Raw genomic sequence first — 21,582 nt, forward strand, 5'->3', positions numbered from 1 at the left:
CTTCGTTGCGTATAACCGCAGCCGAGCATGGGCTCGGCTCTGCAAGAGGCCAAGGGCGAGTTACGCCGCCTGCGACAGGCGCGCGCCCGGCAGCTCCACCAGCGTCTGGCCGTTGTGGTCCAGCAGACGCAGCGCGCCGTCGTGGTCTTCGACCAGCGCGGTCAGGCTTTCCACCCAGTCACCATCGTTGGCATAGACCAGGCCATCGCGCTCGACCAGCGCCGCGCGGTGGATATGCCCGCAGACGATGCCGTCCAGGCCGCGCCGGCGCACGTCGTCCAGGCCGGCCTGCACGAAGCGCTCGATGTAGCGTTCAGCCGCACCACTGCGCTTCTTCAGGAACTCCGACAGCGACCAGTAGCGCATGCCAAGCTGGCGGCGCACGGCGTTCAATGCCTGGTTGCCGGTGAGGATGCGGTAATACAGCCAGTCACCGAACTTTTCCTGCAGGCCGCCGAAGTGGGTCACGCCGTCATAGTCGTCGCCATGCGCGACCAGCAGCCGGCGGCCATCGGCGGTCACGTGGATGGCGCGGCGGCGCACCTGCATCGCCGGCAGCATCAGCCCGCACACCTGGCGCAGCGATGCATCGTGGTTGCCGGGGATGTAGATGATCTCGGTGCCGGCGCGACGCAATGCGTGCAGTGCCTGGATGACCTCGCTGTGTGACTGCCGCCAGTTGGCACGGCGGTGCGCCATCCACCACAGGTCGATGATGTCGCCGACCAGGTACAGCCGTTCACAGCGCAGCTGCGAGAGAAAGCGCGCCAGCTCGGTTGCATGGCAGTGACGTGATCCCAGGTGCACGTCGGAGACGAACACTGCGCGCCGGTGCGGCGACAGGTTCGCCAGCGTGCTCATGCCGGCGTCCCCGCCTCGCGCAGGTAACGTTTGCGCTTGTTCGGCCGGATCGCACACAGGTCCACCTCGATCAGGCCGTCGATCGAATCGCTGAAGTCCGGATCCACCCCGAAGGCGAGGAAACGCGCGCCGCCCGGTTCGCACAGATCGGTGTACTGGCGGTACAGCGTGGGTACGCCGGTACCGAGCGCAGCCAGGTTGGCCTTGAGCACGTCGAACGCGGCGCCTGCGTCCAGCTCACCGAAACTGGGCGGTGCGGCGAAGTACTGGAACGGCCGGTTCGATTCGGCCAGGCCGGCGGTGCCGCTGTAGTAGCGCTGGTAGTACGCCACCAGCTGCTCGCGCGCATCGCGCGGCAGCGCCGCACTGATCGACACCGCGCCGAACAGGTAGCGGATGCCCGGCCGGCACTGCAGGTAGGCACCGATGCCCTGCCACAGGTAATCCAGGCTGCGGCTGCCCCAGTAATCAGGCACCACGAAGCTGCGGCCCAGTTCCAGGCCTTCGGCGATGTGGGTGATGGCGTCGTCGGAATAGCGGAACAACGACGCACTGTAGAGGCCGGACAGGCCGTGCCGGGCCAGTGCCTGGGCGCCGCGCATGATCCGGTAGGCGCCGGCGATGCGCTGCGCGGCCGCGTCCCAGATCACGATGTGTTCGTACTGCGGATCGTAATCGTCCAGGTCGCGGCTGCGCCCGGTGCCCTCGCCTACCTGGCGGAAGGTCAGTTCCCGCAGGCGGCCCAGCTCCAGCAGCAGCGGCGAATCGGCGCTGCAGGTGGCCAGCAGGATCTGCTTGCCATCGGCGGTCTGGCCCAGCTGGGTGGCGGCAGCGACGCCGACGGCGACCTGGGAAGGCGGCACCGGGGACGCCAGCGGTTCGGGCCCTGCAATGGCAGCGGCATCGCCCGCCGCACCGTTACGGCCCAGCGCATACAAGGCGCGGCGCACGGCCAGCAGCTGGGCACCGGGGTCGCCGCCCTTGCCCAGCTGCATCGGCTCACCGATGCTCAGGCGCAGCGGGCGGCCACGGCGGGTGAACATCTCGCGCGCCAACAGCGCGGTGCCGGCCGGCTTGAACAGGGTGGAGGCACCGTAGAACAGCGCCGAGTTGCGCGCTTCCACCCGCACGGGCAGCACCGGCGCGCCCGCGGCACGGGCAAAGCGCACGAATCCGCGCTGCCAGCGACCGTCGCGGATGCCGCGCAACGAGAGGCGCGAGACCTCGCCGGCCGGGAACACGATCACGCACTGCTCGGCCGCCAGCGCCTCCTCGACCGCATGCAGGCTGCCGCGCTGCGCCTTGCCGCCAAGGATGCGCACCGGCAGCAGCAGATCCTGCAAGGGCGCGATCGCCCCCAACAGATCGTTGGCCACGATCCGCACATCGCGTCGGATGCGACCAACCGCGTCCAGCAGGGCCAGCGCATCCAGCGCCCCGGACGGGTGGTTGGCGACGATCAGCAGGCGGCCGGTGGCCGGGATCTTCGCCAGCGCGGCCGGGTCCACCTGGTACTGGCCATCGATGAACTCCAGGGCGGCGGCGACGAAGCCGAATCCGCGCAACCCTGCACTGCGCTGCAGGAAAGCTTCGATCTGGTCCAACCGCGACCAGCGACCGACGCTGCGCAGCAGCGGCCGCGCCAGCTGGCCACGGCGGCCATGGAACCAATCGGGAAAGCGTTGCTGGAGGCGCTGTTCAAGTTCCTGCATGGCGGATCCACTCATGCCCGGCGGCCGGATTGGCCGACAGCCTGCGCCCGGCAGGCGGCAGCCCGATGGCGGTTTCTGGACAGAACGATGACGGCCGCCAGGCCATGCGGCCCTGACGCCTGCGCATTCCAGGCCGGTCGGCAGCCTGGCTCGTCGTCACGCTGGTGGAACACTGGGCGTCGAGGCTGGGCCCCAATCCCGGCAGGACGGCCCCTGCCGGGCCTACACGGGCTTAACCACCGGCAACCGGTACCGGTTCACAATGCACAGGCGGCGCACCCCGTGTATGATGCGCGCCCATCTTTCCATCCGAATCAAGGGATATACCGCCTGATGTCCAGCTATCTCTTCACCTCCGAGTCGGTCTCCGAAGGCCATCCGGACAAGGTTGCCGACCAGATCTCCGATGCGGTGCTGGACGCGATCCTGACCCAGGACCAGCGCGCCCGCGTGGCCTGCGAGACCATGGTCAAGACCGGTGTTGCCATCGTCGCCGGTGAAATCACCACCAGCGCCTGGATCGACCTGGAAGCCCTGACCCGCAAGGTCATCACGGACATCGGCTACGACAGCTCCGACGTCGGCTTCGACGGCGCCACCTGCGGCGTGCTGAACCTGATCGGCAAGCAGTCGCCGCACATCGCCCAGGGCGTGGACCGCAAGAAGCCGGAAGAAATGGGCGCTGGCGACCAGGGCCTGATGTTCGGCTACGCCACCAACGAGACCGACAGCTTCATGCCGGCTGCGATCCACCTGTCGCACCGTCTGGTCGAACAGCAGGCCAAGATCCGCAAGAAGCGCAACTCGCCGCTGTCCTGGCTGCGCCCGGACGCCAAGAGCCAGGTCACCCTGCGCTATGAGAACGGTGTGGTTTCGGCGATCGACGCCGTGGTCCTGTCGACCCAGCATGCCCCGGGCATCAAGCAGAAGGACCTCATCGAGGCCGTCCGCGAAGAAATCATCAAGCCGGTGCTGCCGGCCAAGTGGCTGCACAAGGGCACCAAGTTCCACATCAACCCGACCGGCAAGTTCGAGATCGGTGGCCCGGTGGGTGACTGCGGCCTGACCGGCCGCAAGATCATCGTCGACACCTACGGCGGCTGGGCCCGTCACGGTGGTGGCGCCTTCTCCGGCAAGGACCCGTCCAAGGTCGACCGTTCGGCAGCCTACGCGGCCCGCTACGTCGCCAAGAACGTGGTTGCCGCCGGCCTGGCCGACCGTTGCGAAGTGCAGGTTTCCTACGCCATCGGCGTGGCTGAGCCGACCTCGATCTCGGTCACCACCTTCGGCACCGGCAAGATCAGCGACGACAAGATCGAGAAGCTGATCCGCAAGCACTTCGACCTGCGCCCGTACGGCATCATCAAGATGCTGGACCTGGTGCACCCGATGTACCAGCAGACCGCGGCCTACGGTCACTTCGGCCGCAAGCCGAAGGAGTTCAGCTACCTCAACGGCGAAGGCGAGACCGTCAACGCCACGGCCTTCTCCTGGGAGAAGACCGACCGCGCCGCCGCCCTGCGCGCCGATGCGAAGCTGAAGTAAGAAACACGAAGGGCCGCTCACGCGGCCCTTCTGCTTTCTGTAGAGCCGGGCCCATGCTCGGCTGCTCTTGGCGCAGGCGAAGGAAAGCCGAGCATGGGCTCGGCTCTACAAGAGCTACGCCACGCCGATACAATCGGTGCATGTCGACCGAACTGAAAACCCACCAGCTGTCCATGACCGTGCTGATGTCGCCGGACATGGCCAATTTCTCCGGCAAGGTCCACGGTGGCGCCATTCTGCGCCTGCTCGACCAGGTTGCCTACGCCTGCGCCAGCCGCTACGCGGGCAGCTACGTGGTTACCCTGTCGGTGGACCAGGTGATGTTCCGCCAGCCGATCGCGGTGGGCGAGCTGGTCACCTTCCTGGCCTCCGTGAACTACACGGGCACCTCGTCGATGGAGATCGGCATCAAGGTGGTGGCCGAGGACATCCTCAAGCGCAGCGTGCGCCACGCCAACAGCTGCTTCTTCACGATGGTGGCGGTGGACGAGGAAGGCCGGCCGACGCCGGTACCGCCCTTGCAACCGGCCACGTCCGACGAGAAGCGCCGCCAGGCCGCCGCACAGATCCGCCGCCAGCTGCGCCAGGAAATGGAGCAGCGGCACCTGGAACTGCTGGCGTCGAATCCGCCGTCGCCGGAGGAGTGAGGGCGTGCGGGGCATGCCCCGCACCCACCGAGGCAGGTAGCGCCGGGCCACACCCGGCGGATACGCATCACCCGGTGTTCTGCACGCCCTGCGAGACACCGTTCACGCAGGCCACCAGCGCGCGCAGCAGGTCCTCGTCTTCGCGCCCGCTGGCCCGCCAGCGCTGCAACAGATCCACCTGCAGCACGCTGATCGGATCGACGTAAGGATTGCGCAGGCGGATCGACAGCGCCAGCCGCGCATCGTGGTCCAGCAGCGTCTGCTGGTCCATCAACGCCAGCAGCCAGTGCCGGGTCAGTTCCAGCTCGCGCTGCACCTGCGGGAAGAAGCGCCCATGCAGGTCGCCCGACAACCGCGAGAACTGCTCGGCGATGGTGATATCGCCCTTGGACAGCACCATCGCGATGTCGTCCAGGAAGGTGCGGAAGAACGGCCAGTCACGCGCCATCCCGCGCAGGGTCTGTTCGTGGCCGGCATCAACCGCCGCCTGCATGCCACTGCCTACACCGTACCAGCCGGGAATCACCGCCCGCGCCTGGCTCCAGGCGAACACCCAGGGAATCGCACGCAGGTTGCCCAGCGCCGCGTCCTGGCCGAGCCGGCGCGATGGCCGCGAGCCCAGCGTCATCCGCTCGATCACGTCGATCGGCGTGGCCGTGCGGAAGTAATCCATGAAGCCCGACTGGCCGACGAAGCCACGGTAAACCTCGCTGCTGGCCGAGGCCACCGCGTCCATCACCGGCCGCCACTCATCCTCGCGCGGCTCGGCGGCACGCGGGCGCAGGCTGGCGCGCAGCACTGCACCGGTGGCCTGTTCCAGCGAGCGCAGCGCCAGCGCGCGGATGCCGTACTTGCGATGGATCACCTCGCCCTGCTCGGTCACCCGCAGGCGGCCATCGATGCTGCCGCGCGGCGACGCATCGACCGCGTGGGTGGTTTTGCCACCGCCACGGCTGATCGAACCGCCACGGCCATGGAAGAAGGTCAGCCGGATGCCGGCCTCGGCCGCCACTTCCAGCAGTTCCACCTGCGCGCGCTGCAGGCCCCAGCGCGACGCGGCGATGCCGCCGTCCTTGCTGCTGTCCGAATAGCCCAGCATCACCATCTGCACGTCCCCGCGCGCACGCAGATGGGCGCGATACACCGGGTCGGCCAGCAGGTCGCGCAGGGTCGCCGTGCCGCGCTTGAGGTCATCCACGGTTTCGAACAGCGGTGCGATGTCGAGCGGCACGCCGCCATCGGCATCGACCAGACCACCGCGCCGCGCCAGTGCCAGCACGGCCAGCACGTCGCCGCGATCGTGCGCCATCGAGATGATGTAGCTGCCCAGCGCATCGCCACCGTGGCGTGTGCGCGCATCGGCCAGTGCAGCGAACACCGCATCCAGCCGCTGGTTGCCCTCGTCATCGCCCTTGGGAAGCGGTACTTCGCCGCTGGCATGCGGGCCCAGCAGCCGTGCGCGGCCCAGCGCATCCAGCGCCTGCCAGGCCTCCTCGCCGCCCAGCACCGCGGCCAGCGCGCGCGCATGCACGCTCGATTCCTGGCGCACGTCCAGCCGCGCCAGATGGAAGCCGAACGTCTTCACCCGCCACAGCAGGCGCTGCACGGCAAAGCCACCGGCGTGCTCGCCACGGTTGGCGCGCAGGCTGTCGAGGATCAGCTGCAGGTCGTCGATCAGCTCGTCCGGGCCAGCATAGTTGCCTTCGCCATCATCCAGCGTGGCCTGCAGACGCGCGCGCATGCGGTCGTTGAGCAGGCGGTACGGCATGTCGGCATGGCGTGGGCGCGACTGCACCTGCGGCAGCAGCTGCTGGTAATGCGCCACGCGCGCCTGCAGCGCATCACTCACGCCCACCCGCTCAGTGGACTGGCTGAGCAGGCTGGCCAGCTGCAGCAGTTCCTTCTGGTAGCGCCCGAGCACCGCCTGCCGCTGCGCATCCAGCGTGTTGCGGATGGTGGTCGCATCCACGTTCGGGTTGCCATCCATGTCGCCGCCTACCCACGTGCCGAAACGCAGCAGGCGCGGCAGCGGCAGCTCCTCGCCGTAGGTATCGCGCAGTGCCTGCTGCAGCGATTCGTACAGCACCGGAATCACGCGGTACAGCACCTGCACCAGATAGAAACCGACGTGCTCACGTTCGTCATCCACGGTGGGCCGCACCGGCGAGGAATCGGTGGTCTGCCACGACGCGGTCAGCGCCATGCGGAAGCGCGCGGCATCGGCGGCAGCTTCCCCCGGCGTGCGCTGGCCATCAAGGTTGTCGACCAGGCTGGCCACCATCAGCTGCTCTTTCTCCAGCAGCGCGCGGCGCACCGCCTCGGTCGGGTGGGCGGTGAACACCGGTTCGATGTCGATGCGCGGCAGCCACCGCGCCAGCTCGTCCAGGCCCACGCCCTGCGCCTTCAGGTGCTGCAGCGCATCCTGCAGGCCATCGGGCTGTGCGCCTGCGGTACCGGCACGCTGGTAGTCGCGGCGGCGGCGGATGCGATGCACGCGCTCGGCGATGTTGACCACCTGGAAGTAGGTGCTGAACGCCCGCACCATGGTCTCGGCCTGCTGCGGCGTGCGCCCGGCCAGGCCATCGGCCAGCTCGGACAGGGGCGCCTGGTTCTCGCGGCGGGCGATGGCGCGGGTGCGCACGTCTTCGACGTCGTCGAGAAACGCGGCCGAAACCTGTTCCACCAACAGGTCGCCGACCAGCGCGCCAAGCCGGCGCACGTCATCGCGAAGCGGAAGATCGGGAGAAGCGAATTCGATGCTGCTGCGGTACTCGTTCATCGGCGACGCACAGGCCTCGGTCAACGGATCCAGACCCCAAGCCTAAACCAGATTGCGCACCATGCTGCGACGCAAGAATGGTTTCATCTGCACGCATCCATGGCGGACGCAGCCGAGCATGGGCTCGGCTCTACAAGCGTCGTGGCGCGTGACACCGTGTAGCGCCCGAGCCCATGCTCGGGCGGCAGCGCAGCCGCACAGGCGGCCCCGTTGCGGGGGCCGCCCTCATGCAGGTATCAGCGCTTCTTCTTCGCCTTGCCCTGCTCGGCCGGGCCGATGGTCTGCTCCAGCCAGCGCTCGCTCTCGGCCAGCATGGTCATGATCGATTCGCGTGCGCGGTAGGCATGCGATTCGTTCGGCAGCATCACCAGCCGCGCGGTGCCACCCAGGCCCTTCACCGCGGCGAACATGCGCTCGCTCTGGATCGGGAACGTGCCGGAGTTGTTGTCGTCCACGCCGTGGATGAAGAGGATCGGATCCTTGATCCTGTTGGCGTAGTTGAACGGCGCCATCTTCTGGTAGACGTCCTGCGCCTGCCAGTAGTTGCGTTCCTCGGCCTGGAAACCGAACGGGGTGAGCGTGCGGTTGTAGGCACCGCTGCGCGCGATGCCGGCCTTGAACAGGCGGGTATGCGCCAGCAGGTTGGCGGTCATGAACGCACCGTAGGAATGGCCACCGATGGCGATGTGCTCGCGATCGGTCACGCCACGACGTACCACTTCATCCACCGCTGCCTGCGCGTTGGCCACCAGCTGTTCGATGTAGGTGTCGTTCGGCTCCTTGTCGCCCTCACCGATGATCGGCATCGACGGGCTGGCCAGCACCACATAGCCCTTGGCCAGGAACGCCTGCGGGCCCCAGTAGCTGACCGCATTGAAGCGGTACGGCGAATCGGTCACCTGGCTGGCCGCCGCCGCGCTCTTGAACTCGCCCGGGTAGGCCCACATCAGCAGCGGCCGCGGGCCGTCGCGCTTCGGGTCGTACCCCGGCGGCAGCAGCAGGGTCGCGGTCAGGTCGACGCCATCCTTGCGCTTGTAGCGGATCTGCTCCTTCTGCACGCCCTTCAGCTGCGGCAGCGGATGGGCGAAATGGGTCAGCGCGCGCGGTGCGGCACCGGCATCGGCCAGCGACTGCACGTAGAAGTTGGCCGGCTCATCCGGGCTTTCACGGCTCAGCAGCAGCGAGCTGCCCTGGTCGTCCAGCAGCGCCACCGGCGCGGCGTAGTTGGGCGCCTGCGAGTGGAACAGGCGGGTAGCCTTGCCACTGGCAATGTCGAAGCGGTCCACGAACGGGCGGTCGCCCTCCGGCGAAGCACCGGCACCGGCCAGGTACAGGCTGCCGCCATCCGGGCTGGTCTGCAGCAGCGAACGCCCGCGGTCGTCGCTGGACAACAGCGGCCGACCCGGATCGGAATAGCGGTCCTGCGCGTCACGATCCCACAGCAGGCGCGGCTCGGCACCGGCATTGTCCGGGGCAATCAGCCAGGTCCTGGTCTTGCGCGTCTTCCACCACGACTCGGTCAGCAGGGCCAGGTCGCCACGGCCCCAGTTGATGCCCACCAGACGGCTGCCGAGCTGGGCCAGGGTCACCGGCGGCTTGTCGAACGGCGCGGCCTGCATCAGCACCGCATCGCGTACCTTGGCCTCCCGGTTCGGATCACCACCGTCCTGTGCCTCGGCCCAGACCAGGGTGGCATCGGCATCACCCCGCCAGCTGATATCGCGCACGCCGGTCACTTCGGCGTCGTTGCCGGTTGGCAGGCCTTCCACCAGCGGGCGCACGGCCACGGTATGCACCAGCTTGCCGCTGGTACGGTCGATCACTTCGATGCGGCGCGGGAAACTGCTCACCGGCACCACATAGGAATACGGGCGCTGCACCGGCTGGCGCAGCACGAAGCGGCCATCGGGCGACACCGAGAAGCCCATGAAGATGCCGGCCGCGCCGATCGCGCGGGTGCTGCCGTCCAGGCCGACTTCCATCGGCTGGGTGGTGGCGTAGTAATCGAACTGGCGGGCGTCAGCTTCGTTCTTCAGCAGGTCCTGGTAGGTACGGATCGACACGACGCCGCCGCCCTGGCTGGTCTGCTGCACGGCCGGACCGGTCGGAATGCCGTCGGCGGCCGGGGCCGCACCGAGGTTGGCCGGGCGGGTGAACACCACCAGGCCGCGGCTGTCCGGCAGCCACTGGTAGCCGCTGCCGATCACCGTGTTCAGGCCGGCAGCCAGGCGACGGGCACTGCCACCGGCCACGTCCACCAGCCACAGTTCATTGGCGCCACTGGCGGCGTCGACCTGGTTGAAAGCCAGCCATTTCTGGTCCGGCGACCACATCAGACTGGCGATCCACAGCTTGGCGGGCAGTCCGCTGATCTGCCGTTCCTTGCCGTCGGCCACGTTCATCAGCCACAGCTTCTCGCCGAAGCTGAAGCGGCTGTCGGAGAACGTTCGCGGGTTGATGCGCAGGCCGGCCAGCTTCAGTTCCGGCTGCGCCACCACCTGGATCGACGGCAGCGACGGCATCTGCATCATCGCGGCCACGTCGCGGCGTGGCGACAGGTACAACGAGGGCGCACGCGGGGCGTCAACCACCGCCTGCAGCGCGGCCGAGGGCAGTTCATAGCCGGTGACGCCCTGGGCCTGTGCGGCCACGGGCTGCGGCGCGGCCGCCCAGGCCAGCGGAGCCACCGCCAGCAGTCCCATCGACAGGACCAGGCCGGTCCAGCGCCGTGTGCGGCGCGCGTGCATGCTCATCGTTCCACCTGTGTGATGCGTGAAAACACCGACATTAACAGTCTGTGCACGCGATCCCATCTGCCGATGGTTGGGTCATCCGACGCCATGCCGGGGCCGCGATATACTGGGGGTTCTCCCCTGCCGAGGGGCGCTGCGACCGGATCCCACGAGGCCCGGCCAGGCTCGGTAAGGTGGCTTTGTAACAACGGCGCCCGGCTAGATGCGAGCACCCGCTCGTCCACAACCGGAGCACACGAATGAATGCTGTTGCCAAGACCTTCTCCACCGAAGGTGATTACAAGATCCGCGATATCACGCTGGCCGACTGGGGCCGCAAGGAACTGGACATCGCCGAGCACGAAATGCCGGGCCTGATGTCGATCCGCCGCAAGCATGCCGCCAGCCTGCCGCTGAAGGGCGTACGCGTGACCGGTTCGCTGCACATGACCATCCAGACCGCGGTCCTCATCGAGACCCTGAAGGACATCGGCGCCGACGTGCGCTGGGCCTCGTGCAACATCTTCTCGACCCAGGACCACGCTGCCGCCGCCATCGCCGCCACCGGTACCCCGGTGTTCGCCTGGAAGGGCGAGACCCTGGAAGAGTACTGGGACTGCACCTTGGACGCGCTGACCTTCACCCTGGCTGACGGCACCCTGACCGGCCCGGAGCTGGTGGTGGACGACGGCGGTGACGTCACCCTGCTGATCCACAAAGGCTACGAGCTGGAAAACGGCAGCGACTGGGTCAACACCGCCTCGTCCTCGCACGAAGAACAGGTCATCAAGAACCTGCTCAAGCGCGTCGCCAAGGAGCGCCCGGGTTACTGGGGCCGCGTGGTCAAGGACTGGAAGGGCGTCTCCGAGGAGACCACCACCGGCGTGCACCGCCTGTACCAGCTGGCCCAGGCCGGCACCCTGCTGATCCCGGCAATCAACGTCAACGACTCGGTCACCAAGAGCAAGTTCGACAACCTGTATGGCTGCCGCGAGTCGCTGGCCGATGGCCTGAAGCGCGCGATGGACGTGATGCTGGCCGGCAAGGTTGCCGTGGTCTGCGGCTACGGCGACGTGGGCAAGGGCTGCGCCGCCTCGCTGCGTGCCTACGGTGCGCGCGTGATCGTCACCGAGATCGACCCGATCTGCGCCCTGCAGGCGGCGATGGAAGGCTATGAAGTCAACACCATCGAATCGACCCTGGGCCGTGCCGACCTGTACGTCACCACCACCGGCAACAAGGACATCATCCGCATCGAGCACCTGAGCGCGATGAAGGACCAGGCCATCGTCTGCAACATCGGCCACTTCGACAACGAGATCCAGGTCGATGCGCTGGTCGCGTTCCCGGGCGTGAAGCACGTCAACATCAAGCCGCAGGTGGACAAGTACATCTTCCCGAACGGCAACGCGATCTTCCTGCTGGCCGAAGGCCGCCTGGTGAACCTGGGCTGCGCCACCGGCCACCCGAGCTTCGTGATGTCCAACAGCTTCGCCAACCAGACCCTGGCACAGATCGACCTGTGGGCGAACAAGGACAGCTACGAGAAGAAGGTCTACCTGCTGCCGAAGAAGCTGGACGAGGAAGTGGCGCGCCTGCACCTGGAGAAGATCGGCGTGAAGCTGACCACCCTGACCCAGGAACAGGCCGACTACATCGGCGTGCCGGTGGAAGGCCCGTTCAAGCCGGACCACTACCGCTACTGATCGTGCCCGGGTCGGATCCCTTTCCGCAGGAAAGGGCTCTGCCCCCAGCAACGGATGCAGACAGAACGGGCGCCTTCGGGTGCCCGTTCTGCGTTTGCGCACGGCCGAACATCACGCATCCACCAGAGTGGGGGCCAGTAGCCTCGGTCAAGGCAACGCGCCCAGCACGCGCTACGATGCCCCCATGACCCCGGCGATCAACCTGCTCAAGCGCGAGAAGATCGCCCACACCGTGCGCAGCTACGTGCACGACGCCCACGCCGAATCGTATGGCGGCGAAGCCGTCGACAAGCTCGGCCTCGACCCGGCCCAGGTGTTCAAGACCCTGCTGGCCAGCACCGAGGCACACGAACTGCTGGTGGCGATCGTACCGGTGGCCGGCCAGCTGGACCTGAAGGCCTTGGCCGAAGCGGCCGGCTGCAAGAAGTGCGAGATGGCCGCCGCCGACGCAGCGCAGCGCGCGACCGGCTACCTGGTCGGCGGCATCAGCCCACTGGGGCAGAAGAAGCGCCTGCGCACCTTCCTGGACGCCAGTGCGCAGGCATTGCCCGCGCTGCATGTCAGCGCCGGTCGCCGCGGCCTGGAAGTGGAACTGGCGCCGGCTGACCTGCTGCGGCTGACAACCGGCCACTACGCTGCCATCGGCAAGGCACGTTGATGCGCTGGCCGTGGTCCGCAGCACCGATTCCCCGGCTCGACGATGCACAGGCCGATGTGCTGCTGCAGGACCTGTTGTCGCGCGACGCAACGCGCATCACCGATGCCGCACGCACCGTCGCCCGATTGTTCACTCCCGCATCCCTGGAGGCGTTGAGCGCGCATGTGGATACGATTGAACGCAGTTGCCAGGGCGTCGCCCTTGGCGGCATGCTGATCAGCAACCAGGCTCACCTCAAGGCGGCCCTGCAACGGCTGCGCCACTGGCAGGCGCGCGAAGGCTGCCTGTGTGCGCTCTACCCTTCCTACGTGTTCTTCAACCCCGAGCCGCTGCTGGAACAAGGTCACGTGCAGCTGCGTGCACGGGGCGAAGCGGAGGACGGCTGGGGCGAATGCTACCGGCTGACGTGCACCTGCTGCGCGCAGCCATGGAGCGCGACCGAGCGCGAGTACCACTACCGCTGGTGGGAGTGGAAGGCCGAGCCCGCCCTGCAGACGCCCTAGTTGAGCTTGAACGTGACCGTTCCGCGTATCAGGCTCATGTTTGGCGCCTTGTCCGCCGCTTCACGCTCATAACGCCAGTCACGCGCGTGCTTGAGCGCCGCCGCATCGAGCAGTGGGTACGCACTGGACCGGGACAGGATGATCGCCTGGGTCTTGCCCTGTGCATCCAGCAGCAGCATCAGCTCGACAACGCCCTCCTGGGCTTCGCGCATGGCGGCCGCAGGATACATCGGGACCGACGAGAGCCGCCGCTGGTGCCAGCCTCCTTCCCGTGCAATCAACGGCGTGCTGGAAGAGAGTGGGCAACGCGCAGGCATCTGCAGGTCGAAGCCCGCAGCCCCTTGCGAAGGCCGGGTGGTGGCTGGCGCACCACAGGCGATCGCCGACACGCTCTGGAGCAACGACTGCTGACGCGAAAGCGCTGCTGCGTCATCCGCTTCCACATGGAACGTGCAACGCCCCGAGGTTGCCTGCGCCTGCAGTGAACCCACGCCCGCGTCGCGGATCTGCGTCACGTCGGACAGGGACCCACAGGCTGCGCCTGCATCGTACTTTGCTGCCGAGCTTTCACATGCGGCCAGCAGGCCTGCGGCGACCCATGCGAACAGCATCCAATGTCGAACATCCATCCCTGTGCTCCCTGCGTTGATTCACCGCCATGGTAGCGCTCCACTGCCGTTACCCTCTTCGCATGCCGGCTGTCCGGCCACAGCGTGGGCTCAGGGCCGCCAGTTGGCGTTGTTCTCCCAGAACGCCACCGAGCGCCGGTAAGCCTCGCGATCCAGCGGCACGCCGGACCCGCCCTCCTCTACGCCCAGTGCGTTGCGCATCATCGTGATCGGCGCCATCGGCACCTCTTCCGGTTCCGCGGTGTAGATGCAGCCGACAATGCCCCAATCGGCCTCGATCGGTGAACCTTCCTTCGCCAGCTGCTCGGCGCTGTACAGGATCACCACCAGATAGTTCGCACGCGGGGACTCCACGCCTTCGAACCAGCGCACCAGCACCGGCAGCTCGTCACGATTGCGCGCCTCATAGCCACTGCGCAGCTGGTGGCGGTTGGCCTCGGTGATCGGCACCGTCAGGCAGCGCGTGCTGGTCCAGTTGTCGTAGACGAACAGCTTGCAGAACGGCGCGTAGCCATCGAGCACCTTCAGTGGCGCGTGCGCATTGAGGTGTGCCTCGAACTGCTCGGCAGTGCAGTCCTGGATGGTGTTGCCGCGTGGCACGCGTGGGAACAGGCGGGGACGGGCGAAATCGGTGAGGACGATGGACATGGCAGGGCGTGATCAGGGATTCCACCGCACAGGGTAACCGCCCCGGAGGCAGGCCGGGCCGGATGCCGATGGTCACTGGCGCCCGCGTCCAGCTTGCAGCATCCTGCGGACGACCCATTACCAGGATGGCCGGCTCATGGATGCAGCACGCGGGTTGCCCCGTTTCGCCTGCCGTCGGCGGTGGCCGATCGTACTGGCCATCCTCCTGCTGGCGCCGCCATTGCTGTTCGCCACCGCTCTGGTCTGGCCACTGTCGGCTCCACCGCTACCCGAAACGGGCAGCAGCCGCGTGCTCGTCAACGTGCGGGTGGTGGACGTCGCGCGTGGCCAGGCCAGCGAACCCACCACTGTGACCGTGCGCGACGGCACGATCACGACCATCGGCGAAGGCGCGGTGGACACCACGCTGCCCATCCTCGATGCCGGTGGCCGCTGGCTGGTGCCGGGTTTCTGGGACATGCATACCCATGCGCTGCAGCTGTCACCGCAACTGCAGTTCCCACTGATGCTGGCCAATGGCATCACCGGCACCCGCGACATGATGGACTGCCCGCAGGCTACCGACCCGCTGATCGCCTGCGTGGCTGACAAGCGCCACTGGACGGCACAGGCCATCGCTGGGCAACAGGTCGCACCACGCTTCGTGCAGATCGCCAGCTTCTACTTCGAGGATCCATCAATCTCGCCAGAGGATGCCGCATTGCGGGCGCACGCGTACAGCGCCCGTGGCGTCGACGCGTTGAAGGTCTACAACAGGCTGCGTGCGGATACCTACCAGCGGCTGGCCACCGAGGCACGGCAGCTGCACCGTCCACTGGTTGGACACCTGCCCAGGGCGGTGCGGCTGGAAGAGGCCCTGCAGGTGGGGCAGCGCAGCTTCGAACACGCCCACCTGTTCGTACGGCATTGCTTCGACAACGCAGCGGCCTGGCGTGGCGGCACACTCGGCGGCGAAGACCCGACGGCTCTGGCCGAACGCATGGTCAGTGGTCATCATTACGCGCTGTGCAAAGAAGCCTTTGGCCTGATGCAGGCCAGCGGCGCAGCATTCGTGCCGACCCACGTCACCCGGGAAGAAGATGCGCGCGCGCGCGACCCCGCCTTCATCAACGACCCGCGCCTGGCCAATCTGGATCCGCTCTCGCGCTGGGCGTGGCGCGATGATCTGAAGGCAACGGTGGCGCGTTACCCCGGGCTGCGTGGCGAAGACGCGTTGAAGGCCTATTTCGCCCATGGCCTGGCGCTTACCGGTGCCGCGCATCGTGCGGGCGTCACCGTGCTGGTCGGCACCGATACCGGGCCGGGCGGCTTCCGCTACCACGATGAACTACAGTGGTTGCGGCACGCCGGGCTGAGCCAGGCCGATGTACTGCGTGCCGCTACCCTGCAGGCCGCGCGTCACCTGGACCTGCAGGCGTCCCATGGCAGCGTCGAGGTCGGCAAGGCTGCCGATCTGGTGCTCCTCGACGGCGACCCGCTGCAGGACACCGCAAACACCCGCCGCATCCACGCGGTGCTGCTGGCCGGCCACCTCTACGATCGCCCGCGGCTGGATGCTCTACTGGCGCATGCACGTTCACAGGCACGCTCACCCGCGGTGATGGCGCGCCTGCTCTGGGGCTTCATCACCAGCCCCGTCAGCGCCGAACTATAGCGGTCCCTACAACGCCATGCGCTCGCGCAGTTCCCGCGCCTGCCGCCGCGACACATCCACCTCGCTGCCGTCGTCCAGCGTCAGGTCGTAACCATCGCCGATGCTGGGCGTCACGCCACGGATGCGGCGCAGGTTGACCAGGGTATTGCGGTTGGCACGGAAGAACAGATCCTGCGGCAGGCGTGCTTCCAGCGCGCTCAGGCTGCGGGTCAGCAAGGCGTTCTGGTCACGGAACCACAGCCGCGTGTAGTTGCCGTCCACCACCAGCCGGCGGATCTCCGAGACGGCGACGAACCAGCAGCGTTCGCCCTCGCGCACGAATACCTGGTCCTGCGCGCCCAGCGCGCTGCGCGACTCCGGCGCCTCGGCTGAAACCACTTCGCGCTGACGTGCCCGCTCCAGCGACTCCAGCAACCGCGGCGCCTCCACCGGCTTCACCAGGTAGTCCAGCGCGTTGGCCTGGAACGCGCGCACGGCATAGGTGTCGTAAGCGGTGACGAACACCACCGCCGGCACCGTTTCCAGGCCGTCCAGCACATCGAAACCACTGCCGGAAGGCATCTGCACGTCCAGCAGCACCAGGTCCGGCGCCAGCGTGGCGATCGCCTCGCGTGCGGCAGGCACATCGTCGGCCTCACCCACGCACTGCACCCATGGCAGCACCGACAACAGCGTACGCAGCTCCTGCCGCGCCAGCCGAGCATCATCAACGATCAACACACGCAGCATGGCACTCATTGCGGAATCTCCAGCAGAGCCTGCATGCGGTCGTCGACCGGCTGCAGGGTGAAACGGCCGCGCGAACCGAGCTGCGCACGCAGGTAGGCCAGGCCGACGCCATGCCCGTCGGCAGGCTCGATGGCGTTGCCCAGCGGGTTGTCCACCCGCAGTCGCAATACATCGCCATCCAGCGTGGCCTGGATCTGCACCTCGCCACCACCGACGCGGCTGGCAATGCCGTGCTTGATCGCATTCTCCACCAGCAGCTGCAGCGCCATCGCTGGCAACTGCGCCTGCAGAGCGTCAGCATCGATGCGCCGGGCTACCTGCAGGCGCTGCTCGAAGTGGATGGCCTCGATCGCCAGATAGTCGTCCACCACCGCCAGTTCTTCGGCCAGCGTGACCTGCTCACTGCGGTTGTGCGCCAGCGCCTGGCGCAGCGTGCGCGACAGGCGTGTGACCATGTCGCGGGCGCGCTCGGGGTCTTCCAGGATCAGCGCGCGCAGGTTGTTCAGCGCGTTGAACATGAAGTGCGGGTTGAGCCGTGCGCGCAGTGCATCGCGCTCCAGTGCGCTGCGTTCGGCTTCGGCACGCAGGCGGGCCAGTTCACTGTGGCGCGCCCGGCGCAGGCCGTGCAGGCCGGCCCACAGGCCGGTCCACATCAGCAGGAACAGCGCGGTGTTCATCCAGTACACCAGCAGCGAAGACCACCGGTAATCCGCGTGGCCGCCGGGCAGCTGCACCCAGCCCAGTGCCAGCGCCGGCAGCAGCAGCGCCGCCGTCATCGCCTGTGCGACGCTGGCACCGGCCACCACACCGGCGGCCAGTTTCAGCACCAGGCTGCCCAGGCTCCCCTCCCACCAGCGCTGGCGCAGCGCCACCGCGCGCAGCATGCCGCTGCACAGCCACAGGCAGGCGGCCACGCTGACAGTGATCAACACGATGCCGCTGAACACCACGCCGCCGCCGATCCGCATCCCCGCCCACAGCCCGTACATCGCATAACCCGCCCATGCCAGTGCATTGAGGGTCCAGAAGCGGCGCGATGAGGTGGTGGCGTCCATGCGGACTCTCGGCGGTGGCAGGAGGACAGACAAGGGTCAGGGGTGCGCGGCGAGGAAACGCTGCACCTGCTGCTGCAGCCAGCGCGGATCATCCCACATCAGGAAGTGGAACCCCTGCGCGCTCATCGCGATCTGCAGGCCCTGCAGTTTCGCGTACTGCGCCTGGAACACCGCGCGGGTGCTTTCTTCGGTACCGCCCATCGGCTGGTAACCGGCCCAGCTGCCCAGCACCAGCGTCGGTGCGCTGATGGAGGCGATGCTGTCACGCAGGTCGGCGGTCATCACCCCGTGCATGGCGTCGGCGGTGGTCTGTCGGTCACTGCTCTCGCCCCAGCGGCCCAGCTCGGCCTGGCGCTGCGGATCACGGGTCATGCCCGGCAGGCCGGCTTTCAGCTGCGCCTGCCACTGCGCGGCGTCGGCGGCGAGCATGCCCTTGCGCAGCTGGTCGGCCATCGGCCGCACGCTGTCTTCGGTGGCGTTCGGGTCACGCGCCGCCGGCAGGAACGGCAATGCATCAACCACCACCAGCGCGCTGACCGCCTTCGGCTCGGCCTGCGCCATCTGCAGGCCCAGCAGGCCGCCCAGGCTGTGGCCGATCACCACCACCGGGCCCAGCTGCTGGTCATGCAGGTAGGCCAGCAGCTGCCCGCGCATCGCCGGCAGGAAGTCGGCCGGGCGCGGATCGGCGGGCGCAGCGCCGGCAAAGCCCGGCAGCTGCACCAGGTGGCACTGCACGTCCTTCAGCGCCAGGCAGGTCTCGCGCCAGACCTCGGCGCTGCTGTTGAGGCCGGGGATCATCAGCAGCGGGCGGCCCTTGCCGACCACCTCGACCTGCACCTTGCCGGTGCGTGTGGCGGCCGCCGCATGGGCCGGACCGGAGCCAAGCACGGCCATCGCCATGCCGATCATCGCCAGCCGGGCCAGCGCCTTCAGTGCGTACCAGAGTGCCAGGAAGATCTTCATCGTCTGCTCCTTCGTCGGGTGGATGTTGCCGGGATGGGAGCAGCGTGGGCCGGGCCGAGGCGTGCCGGTTGCGATTCCGGAGCAGCGGCCGCACGGCGCGGCGAACGGTCGCGGCTCGGGGTTGACGGACCCTCACGCAGCCGTCAAACATCCATCTTGATGAAGCGATATACTGCTTCGCACCTGCCGCCGCCGCCCGCGCCATGACCGCCATCAGCTTCGAGTTCTATCCGCCCAAGACCGACGAACAGCGCAGCCAGCTGGACCGTGCCGCGGCCAAGCTGAAGGACTACGATCCGCAATACGTGTCGTGCACCTTCGGTGCCGGTGGCTCGACCCTGAGCTATACCTCCGAGACGGTACGCCACCTCAACCAGCACCACGGGTTCGACGCGGCGCCGCACCTGTCGTGCGTGGGCGGCACCCGCCAGGAGATCCGCGAGCTGCTCAAGCTGTACCGCGCCATCGGCTGCCGTCGCCTGGTCGCACTGCGCGGTGACCTGCCCTCGGGCATGGGCTTCCCCGGCGACATGCGCTATGCCGCCGAGCTGATCGCCTTCATCCGCGCCGAGCATGGCGATGCGTTCCACATCGAAGTGGGTGCGTATCCGGAGACGCACCCGCAGGCGAGCGATGCGCTGGCCGACCTGAAGCACTTCAAGGCCAAGATCGATGCCGGTGCCGACGCGGCGATCACCCAGTATTTCTTCAACCCGGATGCCTACTTCCACTTCGTCGATGAAGTGCGCCGGCTCGGTGTGCAGGTGCCGATCACGCCGGGCATCATGCCGATCGCCAACTTCAGCCAGCTGCGCCGCTTCTCCGAACAGTGCGGCGCGGAGATTCCGCGCTGGATCAGCCGCAAGATGCAGGCCTACGGCGATGACGCCGAATCGGTGCGTGCGTTCGGCACTGAAGTGGTGGCCAGGCTGTGCCAGCGCCTGATCGAAGGCGGCGCACCCGGCCTGCATTTCTATACCTTGAACCTGGCCAAGCCGACCACCTCGGTGCTGAAACTGCTGCAGGGCTGAAAGCACGCCCTGCGGACCTGATCGGCGCTACCCTTTCTGGATGATCCGCCTTTCCCTCCTGCTGGTGCTGTTGCCGCTGTGCGCGATGGCCCCTGTTGCCAATGCGCAGTCCCCGCGCCTGAACCGCTGCACCGATGCGCAGGGCCAGAGCGTCTACACCGACCGTCCCTGCGACAGCGTGGGTGCCCGGTCGCGGCTGCCGCCCCCCGCCCCCGCCCCCGCCCCCGCCGGCAACACTGCACCGCGCGACACATTGGGTGCGCGCTGCCCACGCCGGCTGAGCGAGCTCGTGGACGCATTGCGCAACGGCATCCTCAGCAACGATGTGAACCGGCTCTCTTCGCTGTACCTGTGGGGTGCGGTGTCGGACGCGGGGGCGCAGCGCATCCTTGGCCAGCTGGAATCGCTGGCACGGCGACCGCTGGTGGACGTGGTGCCGGTGTATCCGCGGCACGATCAGGACGTTCTGCAGGACGAGGGTCAGAGCCCTGCCGCGCAGGGATCCGACCCTGAGCCGCCAGCGGCGCGGCATCCAGTCGGCCTGCGCCTGGAGCAGACCCTGCCGGGCAGCGTGGCGCGCGCCTCGACGGTGCTCGGGCTGCGGCGGCAGTACGGGTGTTTCTGGATCACGTTGTGATCGGGAGGGGTCGGATCCCGTTCCAACGGAATGGGCCCTGACCCCGGGTTCCAGCGGGGGTCAGAGCCCCGCGTTGCGGGGATCCGACCCTGGCATCACTCCGGCCACAACCCGCGAATGGCCGCGATGCCCTGCCCGCCGTGGCGGCGCGCTTCGGTGATGTGGCCGCGACCCATGCCACCCAGGGCGTAGATCGGCAGTGACACCTGCGCACGCAGCTCGGCGAAGGCATCCCATCCCAGCGGCACGGCATCCGGATGACTGTCCGTGGCCTGCACCGGGCCGAGCACGGCGAAGTCGCAGCCCAGCTGCTGTGCGGCCTGCAGCTGCGGCAGGTCGTGGCAGGATGCGGCCACCAGCTGTCCTTCGGGGAGTGGACGCTGCGACAGCTCCAGCAACTGCTCGCTGCCCAGGTGCACGCCCACGCCCAGTGCGCGTGCCAGTTCGATATCGCGGTTGAGCAGCCATTGCACGCCGCTGCGGCGATGCGCACGCACGGCCTGCTCGACCATCGCCTGCCGCTGTGGATGCCCCGGCGGCAGGCGCAGCTGGATGCGCTGCTGGCCGCTCGCTACCGCGCGCTGCAGCTGCGCGTGCCAGTGCTGCACGCCGCCATCATCGTCGGCCGGCGCGGGGGTGATCAGGTAGCGGTCGGGCTGGCGCAGGGCGGCCACTACCGGCAGATCGGCCGGTGGCATCGAATAGCGGCCCAGCTTGTCCGGCGCCACCCAGGTGATCGCCTGTCCTTCGCGTCCGCGCGGGGTCCCCTTCCAGCTGCGCACGTGGCGCACCTCCAGGGTCAGGTGCTTGTCCGGGTAACGCTGCGGCACGTCCATCAGCCACTCGCCGACATCGGCCTCGATGCCCAGTTCCTCGCGCAGCTCGCGCACCAGCGCCTGCTCGGAGGTCTCCCCGGATTCGCGCTTGCCGCCCGGGAACTCCCACAGGCCGGCCATGTCGCGGTTCTCGGTTCGGCGGTTGAGCAGGACGCGGCCACGCGCGTCGGTGATGACGGCGGCCACGACATGGATCGATCGGGTCGGGGAAGGCATGGGGGAAGCATGCCCAGAACAGGGCGACCCGCGCAATCGCG

At 68.0% G+C, this 21,582-nt stretch carries 18 protein-coding genes and 1 riboswitch; of the genes, 8 read left to right on the forward strand and 10 right to left on the reverse strand.

Annotated features, from left to right (window positions below):
• Nucleotides 1–60 precede the first annotated feature (60 nt).
• Together AC5P8Z_RS16880 and olsF are read right to left on the reverse strand one after the other, a co-directional pair.
• Nucleotides 61–861, reverse strand: a complete 801-nt coding sequence (locus AC5P8Z_RS16880) for a UDP-2,3-diacylglucosamine diphosphatase (protein WP_005415316.1) — start codon at nt 859–861, stop codon at nt 61–63.
• Nucleotides 858–2,573 carry a bifunctional ornithine lipid synthase OlsF gene (olsF, locus tag AC5P8Z_RS16885; protein WP_286070978.1) on the reverse strand — a complete coding sequence of 572 codons (1,716 nt, stop codon included), beginning with the start codon at nt 2,571–2,573 and terminating at the stop codon, nt 858–860. Before olsF ends, AC5P8Z_RS16880 begins: the two co-directional genes overlap by 4 nt.
• 333 nt (nt 2,574–2,906) lie before the next feature.
• On the opposite strand from olsF, the gene metK reads away from it, so the two are divergent.
• Both metK and AC5P8Z_RS16895 read left to right on the forward strand, forming a co-directional pair.
• Complete coding sequence (gene metK / locus AC5P8Z_RS16890) at nt 2,907–4,118, forward strand: methionine adenosyltransferase (RefSeq protein WP_079220656.1); 1,212 nt, start codon at nt 2,907–2,909, stop codon at nt 4,116–4,118.
• A 140-nt stretch (nt 4,119–4,258) separates the two neighbouring features.
• On the forward strand, nt 4,259–4,765 hold the full coding sequence (locus AC5P8Z_RS16895; protein ID WP_495229563.1) for an acyl-CoA thioesterase: 507 nt from the start codon (nt 4,259–4,261) through the stop codon (nt 4,763–4,765).
• Between the two features lie 67 nt (nt 4,766–4,832).
• On the opposite strand, the gene ppc is transcribed toward AC5P8Z_RS16895, so the two are convergent.
• Both ppc and AC5P8Z_RS16905 read right to left on the reverse strand, forming a co-directional pair.
• Nucleotides 4,833–7,544, reverse strand: coding sequence for a phosphoenolpyruvate carboxylase (ppc, locus tag AC5P8Z_RS16900; protein ID WP_286070977.1), 2,712 nt, complete (start codon nt 7,542–7,544; stop codon nt 4,833–4,835).
• A 236-nt stretch (nt 7,545–7,780) separates the two neighbouring features.
• Nucleotides 7,781–10,297 carry a S9 family peptidase gene (locus tag AC5P8Z_RS16905; RefSeq protein WP_286070976.1) on the reverse strand — a complete coding sequence of 839 codons (2,517 nt, stop codon included), beginning with the start codon at nt 10,295–10,297 and terminating at the stop codon, nt 7,781–7,783.
• A gap of 119 nt (nt 10,298–10,416) precedes the next feature.
• Nucleotides 10,417–10,500, forward strand: a riboswitch (S-adenosyl-L-homocysteine riboswitch).
• Nucleotides 10,501–10,536: 36 nt separating this feature from the next.
• Between AC5P8Z_RS16905 and ahcY the strand changes: the two genes are divergently transcribed.
• The 3 genes from ahcY to AC5P8Z_RS16920 all read left to right on the forward strand — a co-directional run bounded on the left by ahcY (nt 10,537) and on the right by AC5P8Z_RS16920 (nt 13,143).
• Complete coding sequence (gene ahcY / locus AC5P8Z_RS16910; protein ID WP_286070975.1) at nt 10,537–11,982, forward strand: adenosylhomocysteinase; 1,446 nt, start codon at nt 10,537–10,539, stop codon at nt 11,980–11,982.
• A 184-nt stretch (nt 11,983–12,166) separates the two neighbouring features.
• Nucleotides 12,167–12,640 carry a Cys-tRNA(Pro) deacylase gene (ybaK, locus tag AC5P8Z_RS16915; RefSeq protein WP_286070974.1) on the forward strand — a complete coding sequence of 158 codons (474 nt, stop codon included), beginning with the start codon at nt 12,167–12,169 and terminating at the stop codon, nt 12,638–12,640.
• Nucleotides 12,640–13,143, forward strand: a complete 504-nt coding sequence (locus AC5P8Z_RS16920) for a hypothetical protein (protein WP_495229564.1) — start codon at nt 12,640–12,642, stop codon at nt 13,141–13,143. Before ybaK ends, AC5P8Z_RS16920 begins: the two co-directional genes overlap by 1 nt.
• On the opposite strand, the gene AC5P8Z_RS16925 is transcribed toward AC5P8Z_RS16920, so the two are convergent.
• Together AC5P8Z_RS16925 and AC5P8Z_RS16930 are read right to left on the reverse strand one after the other, a co-directional pair.
• Nucleotides 13,140–13,772 (reverse strand): energy transducer TonB, encoded by a 633-nt coding sequence (locus AC5P8Z_RS16925; RefSeq protein ID WP_286070972.1) that lies wholly within the window; start codon nt 13,770–13,772, stop codon nt 13,140–13,142. The two genes, AC5P8Z_RS16920 and AC5P8Z_RS16925, sit on opposite strands and share 4 nt — an antisense overlap.
• A gap of 90 nt (nt 13,773–13,862) precedes the next feature.
• Nucleotides 13,863–14,420 (reverse strand): DUF3228 family protein, encoded by a 558-nt coding sequence (locus AC5P8Z_RS16930; protein ID WP_286070971.1) that lies wholly within the window; start codon nt 14,418–14,420, stop codon nt 13,863–13,865.
• 136 nt (nt 14,421–14,556) lie between these two features.
• Between AC5P8Z_RS16930 and AC5P8Z_RS16935 the strand changes: the two genes are divergently transcribed.
• A complete protein-coding gene (locus AC5P8Z_RS16935) occupies nt 14,557–16,074 on the forward strand; it encodes an amidohydrolase family protein (protein ID WP_495229565.1) in 1,518 nt (505 codons plus the stop codon).
• Nucleotides 16,075–16,080: 6 nt separating this feature from the next.
• Here the strand turns inward: AC5P8Z_RS16935 and AC5P8Z_RS16940 are convergent, their stop codons facing one another.
• Genes AC5P8Z_RS16940 through AC5P8Z_RS16950 form a run of 3 tightly spaced genes read right to left on the reverse strand, consistent with a single transcriptional unit; the run spans nt 16,081 to nt 18,821 of the window.
• Nucleotides 16,081–16,812 (reverse strand): LytR/AlgR family response regulator transcription factor, encoded by a 732-nt coding sequence (locus AC5P8Z_RS16940; RefSeq protein ID WP_495229566.1) that lies wholly within the window; start codon nt 16,810–16,812, stop codon nt 16,081–16,083.
• Nucleotides 16,809–17,858, reverse strand: a complete 1,050-nt coding sequence (locus AC5P8Z_RS16945) for a sensor histidine kinase (RefSeq protein WP_495229567.1) — start codon at nt 17,856–17,858, stop codon at nt 16,809–16,811. Before AC5P8Z_RS16945 ends, AC5P8Z_RS16940 begins: the two co-directional genes overlap by 4 nt.
• Nucleotides 17,859–17,894: 36 nt before the next feature.
• Nucleotides 17,895–18,821 carry an alpha/beta fold hydrolase gene (locus AC5P8Z_RS16950; RefSeq protein WP_295569343.1) on the reverse strand — a complete coding sequence of 309 codons (927 nt, stop codon included), beginning with the start codon at nt 18,819–18,821 and terminating at the stop codon, nt 17,895–17,897.
• 203 nt (nt 18,822–19,024) lie between these two features.
• Here AC5P8Z_RS16950 and metF point away from each other — a divergent pair, with 203 nt between their 5' ends.
• Together metF and AC5P8Z_RS16960 are read left to right on the forward strand one after the other, a co-directional pair.
• Entirely contained in the window at nt 19,025–19,852 is an 828-nt protein-coding gene (gene metF, locus AC5P8Z_RS16955) for a methylenetetrahydrofolate reductase [NAD(P)H] (RefSeq protein ID WP_197619763.1), read from the forward strand.
• Nucleotides 19,853–19,892: 40 nt separating this feature from the next.
• Nucleotides 19,893–20,489, forward strand: coding sequence for a DUF4124 domain-containing protein (locus AC5P8Z_RS16960; protein WP_495229568.1), 597 nt, complete (start codon nt 19,893–19,895; stop codon nt 20,487–20,489).
• Between the two features lie 95 nt (nt 20,490–20,584).
• Here the strand turns inward: AC5P8Z_RS16960 and AC5P8Z_RS16965 are convergent, their stop codons facing one another.
• Complete coding sequence (locus AC5P8Z_RS16965) at nt 20,585–21,541, reverse strand: Nudix family hydrolase (protein ID WP_495229569.1); 957 nt, start codon at nt 21,539–21,541, stop codon at nt 20,585–20,587.
• Between the last annotated feature and the right edge of the window lie 41 nt (nt 21,542–21,582).

The sequence above is a fragment of the Stenotrophomonas sp. YJH_SMC_17 genome (assembly GCF_059371655.1).